This is a genomic window from Methylocystis sp. SC2 (genome assembly GCF_000304315.1).
Taxonomy (GTDB): Bacteria; Pseudomonadota; Alphaproteobacteria; order Rhizobiales; family Beijerinckiaceae; genus Methylocystis.
This window is the reverse complement of the sequence record NC_018485.1, coordinates 2,540,899-2,551,375: the sequence shown is the minus strand read 5'-3', so window position 1 is coordinate 2,551,375 and position 10,477 is coordinate 2,540,899. Positions and strand designations below refer to the sequence as shown.

General features: G+C 63.0%; 8 protein-coding genes. 4 read left to right on the top strand and 4 right to left on the bottom strand.

Annotated features, from left to right (window positions below; all coding sequences use genetic code 11):
• Positions 1-301: 301 nt before the first annotated feature.
• The 3 genes from BN69_RS19230 (at position 302) to BN69_RS12370 (ending at position 3,258) form a co-directional block, all read left to right on the top strand.
• Positions 302-616 (top strand): hypothetical protein, encoded by a 315-nt coding sequence (locus BN69_RS19230; protein WP_014891958.1) that lies wholly within the window; start codon positions 302-304, stop codon positions 614-616.
• A 77-nt stretch (positions 617-693) separates the two neighbouring features.
• Positions 694-2,244: a CYTH and CHAD domain-containing protein gene (locus BN69_RS12375; RefSeq protein ID WP_014891957.1), complete on the top strand. Its 1,551-nt coding sequence runs from the start codon at positions 694-696 to the stop codon at positions 2,242-2,244.
• Positions 2,245-2,409: 165 nt separating this feature from the next.
• Positions 2,410-3,258 carry a hypothetical protein gene (locus BN69_RS12370; RefSeq protein WP_244434932.1) on the top strand — a complete coding sequence of 283 codons (849 nt, stop codon included), beginning with the start codon at positions 2,410-2,412 and terminating at the stop codon, positions 3,256-3,258.
• Positions 3,259-3,306: 48 nt separating this feature from the next.
• Here BN69_RS12370 and BN69_RS19480 read toward each other — a convergent pair whose 3' ends face one another.
• Complete coding sequence (locus BN69_RS19480; protein ID WP_158491317.1) at positions 3,307-3,450, bottom strand: hypothetical protein; 144 nt, start codon at positions 3,448-3,450, stop codon at positions 3,307-3,309.
• Positions 3,451-3,770: 320 nt separating this feature from the next.
• On the opposite strand from BN69_RS19480, the gene BN69_RS18850 reads away from it, so the two are divergent.
• Positions 3,771-4,717, top strand: a protein-coding gene (locus BN69_RS18850; protein WP_148277111.1) for an IS630 family transposase whose coding sequence is annotated in 2 segments (ribosomal slippage) — positions 3,771-4,110 and positions 4,110-4,717 — 948 coding nt in all. Because the reading frame shifts where the segments join, the coding sequence is not laid out codon by codon here.
• 12 nt (positions 4,718-4,729) lie between these two features.
• On the opposite strand, the gene BN69_RS12355 is transcribed toward BN69_RS18850, so the two are convergent.
• Genes BN69_RS12355 through BN69_RS12345 form a run of 3 tightly spaced genes read right to left on the bottom strand, consistent with a single transcriptional unit; the run spans position 4,730 to position 10,474 of the window.
• On the bottom strand, positions 4,730-6,436 hold the full coding sequence (locus tag BN69_RS12355; protein WP_014891953.1) for a bifunctional protein-serine/threonine kinase/phosphatase: 1,707 nt from the start codon (positions 6,434-6,436) through the stop codon (positions 4,730-4,732).
• Positions 6,437-6,450: 14 nt separating this feature from the next.
• Entirely contained in the window at positions 6,451-7,713 is a 1,263-nt protein-coding gene (locus BN69_RS12350; RefSeq protein WP_014891952.1) for an MFS transporter, read from the bottom strand.
• Positions 7,694-10,474 carry a nitrate reductase gene (locus tag BN69_RS12345; protein WP_014891951.1) on the bottom strand — a complete coding sequence of 927 codons (2,781 nt, stop codon included), beginning with the start codon at positions 10,472-10,474 and terminating at the stop codon, positions 7,694-7,696. The genes BN69_RS12350 and BN69_RS12345 overlap by 20 nt, the downstream gene beginning before the upstream one ends.
• Between the last annotated feature and the right edge of the window lie 3 nt (positions 10,475-10,477).

Sequence of the window (10,477 nt, the reverse complement as noted above, 5' to 3'; positions counted from 1 at the left end):
CAGGGTCCTGTCGGGTTTGGAGGGCGGCTCCTGCGCATCAACTCAAAACATCGTCGTCAGGCGACGCTTGCCGCAACGTTCGCATGTTTCTAGATGAAGCCTCCACGCAATCCAGGAACTTTGTTCAACCCTATGATATCGCTAACTTTGGCGGCACGGGAGCCGGAGGTCGACGAACCCGGTCCTGCGAGGATATTTAGCGCTGAACGCCGTTCAATCGCGGCGCCGGTCCATCCGCGCCTCGGAAGGATGTCGTGCAGGCGGTTTTGTAGCGGTTCTTAAAAAGCAAAAGGACCAAGCTGTGGTTCTCGCCATTTATGACGTTGCCATTCTGCGTCGTCAGGCGAATAACTTAGGTTTCCAATCGATCGCGGCCGACGCTGACTCGGCTCAGATCGTCAATTCCATGCAAAGCAGGGGTTCGAGAGGACGACATGACAGACAGCGACAAAACCGAAGCGGAAATTTTGCGACAGTGGATGAGGCTGTCGGCGGCAGCATCTCTCTTGGAGAGAGTCAGTTGAAATCTGTAGAGGTTTCAAAAAGCGGCGATAGGCTGACGATCGTGCTGAAGAAAAAGAAGCAGAAAAAAGGGGCCGACCAAGCACAGCCATAGTCGTTCCGGACCGGCCCCGCCGCGGGAGCGCCTGTCGGGCGCTACGCGCCGCGACAAAAATGATATAAATTCGTCACATGAGCGAGATCGAGCTAAAACTCCTGCTGGACAAGACAAAGTCGAGTGAGATTTGGGCGCGCGTGAAGGCGTCGAAGCTGGCTCACGGCGCTCCGGTGACGAGAACGCTCCGAAGCATTTATCTCGATACGCCCGAGCACGCACTCAACAAAGCGGGAATTGCGCTGAGGCTCAGGCGCGACGGGCGGCGGTGGATTCAGGGCGTCAAAACCAGGGCGGCGTTGCATGGCGGCCTTTCGCAGGTCGGCGAGCTCGAGAACCCGGCGCCTGGCGGACGCCTGTGTCTCGATGCAATTTCTGACTCATCGATTCGGGAAGAGATCGCTGACTGCGTGAACGGCGCTTCGCTTCAGCCCGTTTGCGAGACGGTGATCACGCGCAGGACGAGCGAGCTGATGCTTTCGGACGGCACGCGCGCGGAGCTCGCGCTCGACGTTGGCGAAGTGCGGGCCGGCGAACGCTCTGCCGAACTCTCCGAGTTGGAAATCGAACTCCTCGCAGGCAATGCAGGCGGACTGTTCGATATTGCGCTGATCCTGCTGCCCGATGGCGGGTTGCAGTTCTCCCGACTGTCCAAGGCCGCCCGCGGCTATTTGTTAGCCGAAGAGGGTCGGATCGATCAGCCGCTCGCGCCCCGCAACGCGCGAAATATTATACTCGATCCGGCGCAGACCGCCGAGCAAGCGGCGCGTGACGTCTTGCGCGAATGCCTCGACCAGATCGCCACGAATGTGCTCGTCGTTCGCCAGCTGGACGACGACGAAGGACCGCATCAGCTGCGCGTCGGCCTGCGGCGGTTGCGCAGCGCATTCTCGGTCTATGCTTCCGTGTTGGGCAATGCGGCGATGGAACGGCTCGACGACGAGGCGCGTTGGCTTGGCCGGGAGGTCGGGAGCCTCAGGGATCTCGACGTGGTGGCGAACGACATGGCGCGCCGGGAAGCCGAAACTCATCCCGACGAGCCTGGACTTTCGGCCCTCGCCGATGTGGTCGCGCGGCAGGCGCGAGAACGGCGCGAGCAGCTGCGCAAGCTTCTTGCCGGCTCCCGCGTGCAGGCGTTCCTGATTGATCTTGCGCGGTTCGTCGAGACGCGCGGCTGGCTTGTCGCGCAGGATTTCGGCCAGACCGAGCGGCTAGCGGCGCCGATTGCGGCCTTAGCGCGCCAGTCTCTCAACAAGCGCTGGAAGAAGACCGCCAAGCATGCTCGGGGACTTGCGACGCTGACCGTCGAACAGCGCCACGAGTTGCGCAAAGAGCTCAAAAAGCTGCGCTACGCCGTCGAGTTCTTTTGCTCCTTGTATCCGGAGAAACGAATCGATCCCTTCTTGAAGCGGCTTAAGAAGCTGCAGAACGTGTTCGGCGACCTCAACGACGCGGCGACGATGAAAACCATGTTCACGGGAACGGATGTTCCCGGCGCCGACGCTCCATCGATACAGCGCGCCGTCGGCTGGATGATCGGGGCGAGTCAGGCGCGCGCCGAATTGGGCTGGATCGGCGCCAAGGCGCTCTGGAAAGATCTCGAACAGACCCGCCCGTTCTGGAAATGACGCTCTCGCGATCGCAGCGCCAATGGGCGTTTCCTTGGCGATCTTTGGATTGCCCTTGGCGCTAGGTTACATGGCCATTAAATGGTTGGAGGTTGAAGATTGCGGCGCTCGATGCGATTCGCGCTGTCTTGATGATGGATGTCCGATATTGGGAGACTGAAATCTATGCAGAGCGATCCGTTCAGCGAGATCAACGCCACCTTCCGAACGCTTTATGGCGCAAATCGCGACGAGGTGTTCGCATCGACGCCGCTCTCGGCGATCACATTGATCGGGACCGGCGAAATCTGGCGTATCGAGCATGGCGCGGTCGTTAAATCCTATCCGCCGACGCCGTGGCTCTCGCAGATCAAGTCGCTGATGCATGCTGTCATCGGCGTCCAGGGAACCTGGGCGCGCCTGGTGCGCGGAAAAGACCTCGAATCCGCACGGCTTGCGGCGGCGCGCCTGAATAGGGCGCTGGAGGAGGCTGTCTCGCATCTGTCGCATGAGCTGCCCGCCGAACTCGTGTCCCCCGCGCAGATCGTTCTCGGTCAGCTGCTTCAGCTCTCGCTCAACTGGGCCGCAGGTCAGATGGCGACGCCCGCGGAGCTCCCGGACGCTCTCGAAAAGGTTCAGGTCGAACTTGAAAAGATCATCACTGCGGTGGGAGAGGCGGTCTACGCATCCATCGTCAGAGGCTTGCACGGCTTCATCGACGAGACCGACCCGGCCGTTTGGGAGACCTGTCTTGTCTGCGTTTGCGGCGTGGCCTTTGGACGCCGCGACAATGTCGAAATCGCAGCCGCCATGTCGTTGATGGGCGAAGAGTCGGTCGGAACGCGGCTTCTCTATCTCGAGAATGCGCATGATCTGCCTCAGGCCATGGCGTGTTTGGCTGCGGCGCTCGCCGATAGGGATCTCGGAGAAGGCGTTTTCAACGATCCCTATCGCATGTGGCGCGACGTTCTGGGCGACGTCGCCGCCCGGCATGTCGGAAAAGGTTTCTTCCCCACGCTCGGCCGCGATCGATGACGGTCGCGTTCCGCGCCTCGGCCAGCGCCGCCTGCGCTCGGCGAAGCGTCAGAAGAGCCCCGCATTATAAGCGGCGATGTGACTGAATTCGCCAAGAGCCATGGCGATGTTGAGCGCTTCGGCGGCCAATGCGATGGCGACGACTCCGAAAATTCCTGTCGTGATGATCGGTCCCATGAAGATCTGTCGCATGACGTTCTCCTTTCTGCGTTAATCAGACGTTAAGGAGAGACGCGCGATGGGGCTGTGCGCCGACGCACAAGCCTCAAGCGGCCAAGAAGCCCGGCTCAAGCGAATGCGCGGCCGCGTCGAATGAGCGACGATCGCTCGTCCAAAGCGCTGCGCGTAGAGCGCGCTCTAAGCGACGGAAATCGATCATTTTATCCGCACTTGGGCGACTCCGCCCAAATGCGGCGTGATCTAGAGCACGTTCGTCGTTTTCCGATTCTGTGTGGGATTCCCGAATCGGGTGAACAGTGATTCCTTCATTGCGACAGCGATGGAGGCGAAGCATGGCGCGGGCTTACAGCCAGGATTTGCGTGATCGCGTGATTGACGCCGCGTTGGCGGGACTGCCGGCTCGCCACGCCGCAGCGCGGTTTGGGATCGGCGACGCGACGGCGATCGTGTGGGTGCGGCGGGCGCGCGAGACGGGCGAGCGAACGGCGCGCAAGCAGGGGCAGCCGCGACGCTCGAAGCTCGATCCGCACCGCGACTATCTGCTAGGACTGATCAAGGCGACGCCGGATTTGACCATCAGCGAACTCTTGGGGCGGCTGCTCGCCGAGCGCGGCGTTAAGGCCAGTCGCGCGACGCTATGGACGTTTCTCGACCGCTGCGGTCTGACATTCAAAAAAAGACCGCCCATGCGAGCGAGCAAAACCGGCCGGACATCATAAAGCGACGCCAAGACTGGTTCGATGGTCAGCTCGATCTCGATCCCGAGAGGCTCATCTTCATCGACGAGACTTGGGCGACGACGAACATGGCGCGCAAGAGCGGGCGCGCCCCGAAGGGCGAGAGGCTGCGCGCCAGCGTCCCGCATGGACATTGGAAAACGACGACCTTCGTCGCCGGTCTTCGCCACACGGGCTTAACGGCGCCTTTTGTCCTCGACGGACCGATCAACGGCCTCTGGTTCCAGGCCTATGTCGATCAGGTTCTCGTTCCGACGCTAGGCAAAGGCGACATCGTCGTCATGGACAATCTCGGCAGCCACAAGGGCGCTGGCGTGCGCAAGGCGATCGAGGCGGCAGGCGCAAGGCTGCTTTATCTCCCGCCCTACAGTCCGGATTTCAACCCGATCGAGATGGCCTTCTCGAAACTCAAAGCGCTGCTGCGAAAGGCCGCTGAGCGAACCGTCGACGCCCTCTGGGATAGGATCGCCGCCGTGCTCGAAGAGTTCACGCCGCAGGAATGCGCGAACTTCTTCGCCGCCGCAGGATATGAGCCGGTTTAATGTGAATCCGCTCTAGCGATAGAACAGCGCGATCGCCAATAAGAGCGCCAGCAGCAAACAGAGCGTTTGCCAGAACAGGACCGGATTGCGTTCGTAAAGGGGTTTCTTGCGCAGCGTCAACGGCTGCGCGCGCGCCGAGCCGTTTTCAAGCTCGAAGGCAAACTCCAACACGTCGCCAAAGCGATCGGCGCGCTCGACGGCGATCGCTTTGAGGATGGCGGCGTCGAGCCAGGACGGAAGGTCGGGCCGCTTGTGGGCAAGCGGCGGCGGCCTGGTGAAGCGCGGTCGGCTGAAGGGCTCGATTTCGCCGTAAGGATAGCAACGGCTGAACATGCGATAGACCGTCACGCCGAGCGCATAAAGATCCGACGCTTCATCGCCGGCGGCGCCGTCGAAAAGCTCGGGGGCCATATAGCTCGGCGTGCCTGGCGCGTGTATTTCCGGCAAGTTCTCGAGGTTCGGCGCACGACAGACGCCGAGATCGACGAGGCGCAGCCCGCCGTCCTTAAGCAATATGACATTATCCGGTTTGACGTCGCGGTGGATGACGCCGCAACGGTGCAGGGTCGCGATGGCGCGCGACAGGCGCGTGGCGATCGAGGCGCCCTCGGCAAGATCGATGCGCGGTTCGCGGCGCAGGCGCCGCTCCAGCGTCTCGCCATCGTAATATGGCATCACCGAATAGAGCCGGCTTTGTCGTGCCGGCGGCAGTTCGACGACTTCGCCGATGAACGGGCTTCTTACCCGCGCCGCAACCCAAGCTTCATTGACGAAGGCGAGCCGGTAGGCCGCGTCATTGGCGACGTGCGGATGCGGAAATTTCAAAACGACCGCTTTTCCGTTCTGCGTATCCGTCGCCCGCATCAGCCGACTGTAGCGCCCTTCGGAGAGGAGGCCGTCAATGCGAAAATCGTCGACAAGATCTCCGATCGCCGGCAGCTCGCCAATCCGCAAGGCCGCGAAGGCGCGCGACAGGGCGCGCTCGTCGGCGGGCGGCACATCGACGACGTCAATGACAAGCGCAGTGACATTGTCTTGGCTGCCCGCCTCGAGCGCCGTCTGAACAATCCTCTCCGACGTTTCCTGCGGCCCGCCCCTTTCGGCGAGCAGCGCACGCAGCCGCGCGTCCGGCAACGCGCCATGAACGCCATCCGAACACAGCAGAAATCGATCATGGACATTGAGACTGTGCGTTCCCTGATCAAACAAGAGCGCATCGTCGAAGCCGACGGCGCGAAGGAGCGCATGGGCGAAATCGCCGCGACCGAGCGTGTGATCTTTCGTCAGTCTTTCGAGGCTGGCGCCGGCGAGTCGGTAGACGCGCGTATCGCCGACATGAAGAATAAAGGCGCTTCGACGCGACAGGATCAACGCGCTGAACGTCGTCGCCATGCCTTCCAAAGCCGGATCGACTCTCGACTGCGCCGCGATCCAGCTGTTGGCCGCTTCGAGCGAGCGGGCGGCGGCGCGACTGACGCCCAAAGTCTCCGGCTGCGCATAGTAGCCGTCGATGAAGGCGCGCACGGCGGTCTCAGCCGCCGCGCGTCCGCCCTTGTGGCCGCCGACCCCATCGGCGACGGCGGCGACGACGCCCTGCAAGGCGCCGGCGCCGCCTGAACCCAGGCAAAATGCGACATAGTCCTGATTGTCGGGCCGTCGGCCTTTTTGCGTCGCAAAGCCCGCTTCGATTCGAAGATCATGAACGACGCGGACCGACACGGCTGTTCCTCGGCTCAGATTCGCGCGCCGGAAACGGCGCCCCAGGTCGTCCGCCAACGCGTCTTCACGAAGATCAAACCGACGAGACCGAGCAGCGCAAGGAAACCGAAGAAGACGAACCCGGCGGTGAAGCCGCCGGTCGCTCCTTTGGAGTAGGCGAGAGTCTTGGCGAGAAAAAATCCGCCGAACCCGCCTGCGGCGCCGACAAGGCCCGTCATCGCGCCGATCTCACGGCGAAAACGTTGCGGCAGCAGCTGAAACACCGCGCCATTGCCCATGCCGAGCGATAACACGCCGACGGAGAACAGCGCCACCGCTGCAAAGGCGACGGGCGGCAGCTGCGTCAAACCCCAACCCGCAACGCCTTTCGCCGGGGCCGGTCCCGCCGGAAGAAAGGCGACGGCGAAATAGCAGGCGGAAACGACAACGAAGAGGAAGCACAACGTCTTCACCCCGCCGATGCGGTCCGCGATATAGCCGCCGACGGGCCTGAAACCCGAACCGAAGGCGACGATCAGCGCGACCATGAGGCCCGCGGCGACTCCCGTGGCGTGATACTGCGTCGTGAAATAGAGCGGAAGCGCCGAAGCAAGGCCGACGAAGCCGCCGAAGGTGATGAAGTAGAAAAACATGAACCAGCGGCTATCGGAATCCGCGAGCATTCTGCCGTAGTCGGCAAGAGCAATGGTTGTCTTGCCGCCGGGCGCGTCCTTGGCGGCCAGCGCATAAATGAGCAGCACCAAAACCATCAGCGCGAGCAGCACGCCGTAAACGGTTCGCCAGCCATACGCCTCCGCGATCGACGGCGCAAAAAGCGTGTCGAGCACGACCCCCATATTGCCGGCGCCGGCGATGCCCATCACCAGACCCTGATATTGCGGCGGATACCAGCGGCCGGCCTGCGGCAAAGCGACAGCGAAGGACGCGCCGGCGAGCCCGAGAGACAAGCCGAAAAGCGCGATGGCGATCGAACTGCTCAGGCCAAAGACACACACCAGAGAGACGGCGAACATCACGATGGCCTGCGCGAGGATGCCCGTCATCTTCGGACCGATCGCATCGGCGAGGAGGCCGAGCGGAACGCGAAAGAAGGCGCCGCCGAGAACCGGAATCGCGACAAGCGAGAGTTTGTCCTCGACGGAAATCGGCATGCCTTTGCTGATGTAAATCATCAGGGGCCCGAGCGAGACCCAAGCCATGAAACTGATGTCAAAGTAGAGGAAGGCCGCGAGCAGCGTCGGCCAATGACCGGCCTTTTTAAAATCCGACAGATTCATCAGATGCTCCTTCTTTCATGCTTGTTTGGTCCTCTCGCGCCGAATCCATCGCAGACTCGGGCGCGAGAGAAACCTTGATGAGACGTTGAATTTCCGGTCGGCAGGAGCCGCAATTGGTGCCTGCGCGGGTGGCCTTGCCGACGTCGAGCGCCGAGCGGCAGCCTTGCTGGATCGCGGCTTCGATTTTCTTTTGGCCGACGCTAAAGCATGAACAGACGAGCGGACCGTCATCCGTCAGCTGTCGGCCCGAGCGACCGGACAACAGCGAAAGCCGCGCTGACTGATCGAGACGATCGCGGGCGAAGAGTTCGAGCGCCAAATCCCAGGATGGCGAAACAGGCGCCAGCGCCCAGATGAGCGCTGCGCGCTCCCCGACGAAGGCTGCGCCCGAGAGAAGGCTCTTCGTTTCATCGATCAATTGAATGAAGTCTTCACTCGTCGACGCGGCGCGGATGACGTCTGTCCAGCCGTCGTCTGACAGGTCGCCGGCGACGCGGTAGCCGTAGCCATTGCCCACGGCGACCCGCGCCCACCATACGCCGTCGGGCGGCGTGATCGAGCCGCGCGAGAGGAGGAAGCCCTGGCGCGCAAAGCGCAAAGGCGTGACGATGGCGGGCGTCGCCTTGGATTCCGGCTGACCCGAGAAAGGGTCAACGAAGGGCGCGACGAGCGCGCCGATGCGCGCATCCTCGGCGGTTTCATCGGTCCAGTGGATCGGCGCGAAAACATGCCCGGCGGGCTGGCGGTCCGTCGCCACCGCGCGCAAGACGCAGCTTCCATAGGGCGTTGCGACACGCGCGAATCCGCCGTCTTCTACGCCAAGGTCCGTCGCATCCGACGGATTGATCTCCAGGAAGGGTTCAGGAAGATGTCGCGCAAGGCGCGGGCTCTCGCCCGTGCGCGTCATGGTATGCCATTGATCGCGGATGCGGCCGGTGTTGAGCCGAAGCGGAAAATCCTTCGTCAATGTGGTCGCCAACGTCGGCTTCGCCGGCGCGATGAATGTGGCGCGTCCGCCCTGCGAGAAGAACGCGCCATCGGCGAAGAGGCGGGCGCGGCCCTTGCCGTCGCCATCGCGGATTGGCCACTGCGTCGGCTCGAGCGCGTCATATTCCGCGTCGCTTAAGCGCGAAAGTCCGCCGATGTCGAATGCGCGCGCTCCGTCATTCTCGAAGGCCGAAAGCGCGGCGTGTTCGCGAAAAACGTCTGCAGATGAGCGGTAATCAAAGCCTGCAAAGCCCATGCGTCGCCCGACATCCGCGAAGATCGCCCAGTCGGCGCGAGTCTCTCCCGGCGTTGGCAGGAAGGCGCGCTGACGCGAGATCCGGCGCTCGGAATTCGTCACCGCGCCGCTCTTTTCGCCCCACGCCTGCGCCGGCAGGAGCAGATGCGCGCCGCTGTTGATTGTGTCGTTTGAATTCACATTGTCGGAGACGATGAAGAGTTCGAGCTTGCCAAGAGCGGCGCGCGCCGCAGTGGCGTTTGGAAGCGACGCCGCCGGATTGGTGCCGACGACCCACAGCGCCTTAACGTCGCCGCGCGCAATGGCGTCGAACATCTGCACCGCCTTCAGCCCCTCGCGCGTCGCCATGCGCGGCGCATTCCAGAAACGGCGAACGCGATCGACGTTTGCGGGCTCGAAGTGCATATGCGCGGCGAGGCTGTTGGCGAGGCCGCCGACTTCGCGCCCGCCCATGGCGTTGGGCTGACCCGTGAGCGAAAAGGGCGACGCGCCGGGCTTGCCAACGCGGCCTGTCGCGAGGTGACAATTGATGATGGCGTTGACCTTGTCGGTCCCCTGCGCCGATTGATTGACGCCCTGCGAGAATGCCGTGACCGTTCGGGGCGTTTGCGCGAACCATTCGAAGAAGGCCGCAATGTCGACCTCGCGCAGTCCGGTCGACAATGCGGCCGCTTCGATCGACGGCGCGAGGCTCCGCGCGGCCGTCAGCGAGCGCTCCATGCCGGCCGTATGACGGCCAACGTAATCCGTGTCGAAGGCGCCAAGTTTCGCGAGATTGACAAGCAGGCCGCAAAACAGCGCCTGATCCGCGCCTGGCCTGATCTGCAGAAACAGGTCGGCGTTTTCGGCCGTCGGCGTGCGGCGCGTGTCGATGACGACGAGCTTGGCGCCGCGCTCCTCCTTGTTGCGCATGATGCGCTGGAACAGAATGGGGTGGCACCAGGCGGCGTTGGAGCCGACGAGCACAATGAGGTCGGCTTGGTCGAGATCCTCATAACAGCCCGGCACGACGTCGGCGCCGAAGGCGCGCTTGTGGCCGGCGACCGTCGAGGCCATGCACAGGCGCGAATTGGTGTCGACGTTGGCGGAGCCGATGAAGCCCTTCATCAGCTTGTTGGCGACGTAGTAATCTTCGGTCAGCAATTGCCCCGAGAGATAGACCGCGACGGCGTCAGGACCGTGCGCGTCGACGATGCGACGAAAACCGCCGGCGGCCTCGTCCAGCGCCGCATCCCAACTCACGCGCGCGAAGGCGCCATCGGCCTGGCGGCGCATCGGATGGAGAAGGCGGCCGCCGAGCCCGAGCGTTTCGCCAAGCGCGGAGCCCTTCGAACAGAGCCGTCCAAAGTTCGCAGGATGGGCCGGATCGCCAACCACTTCGGCGCCATTCGCGGATGCGAGCACGCCGCAGCCGACGCCGCAATAGGGGCAGGTCGAGCGCGTCGTGGTCGCCTGAACAGGCGCGACGCTGCCGTGCAGATCTTCAAGCGGCGCGAGCGCCAGGACTTCATCGAGCATGAG

Bases quoted from the DNA above. Each gene is read 5' to 3' on its own strand.
- BN69_RS19480 (WP_158491317.1), bottom strand. From the start codon at position 3,450: ATGCGACAGATCTTCATGGGACCGATCATCACGACAGGAATTTTCGGA.
- BN69_RS12375 (WP_014891957.1), top strand. From the start codon at position 694: ATGAGCGAGATCGAGCTAAAACTCCTGCTGGACAAGACAAAGTCGAGT.
- BN69_RS12345 (WP_014891951.1), bottom strand. From the start codon at position 10,474: ATGCTCGATGAAGTCCTGGCGCTCGCGCCGCTTGAAGATCTGCACGGC.
- BN69_RS12350 (WP_014891952.1), bottom strand. From the start codon at position 7,713: ATGAATCTGTCGGATTTTAAAAAGGCCGGTCATTGGCCGACGCTGCTC.
- BN69_RS12370 (WP_244434932.1), top strand. From the start codon at position 2,410: ATGCAGAGCGATCCGTTCAGCGAGATCAACGCCACCTTCCGAACGCTT.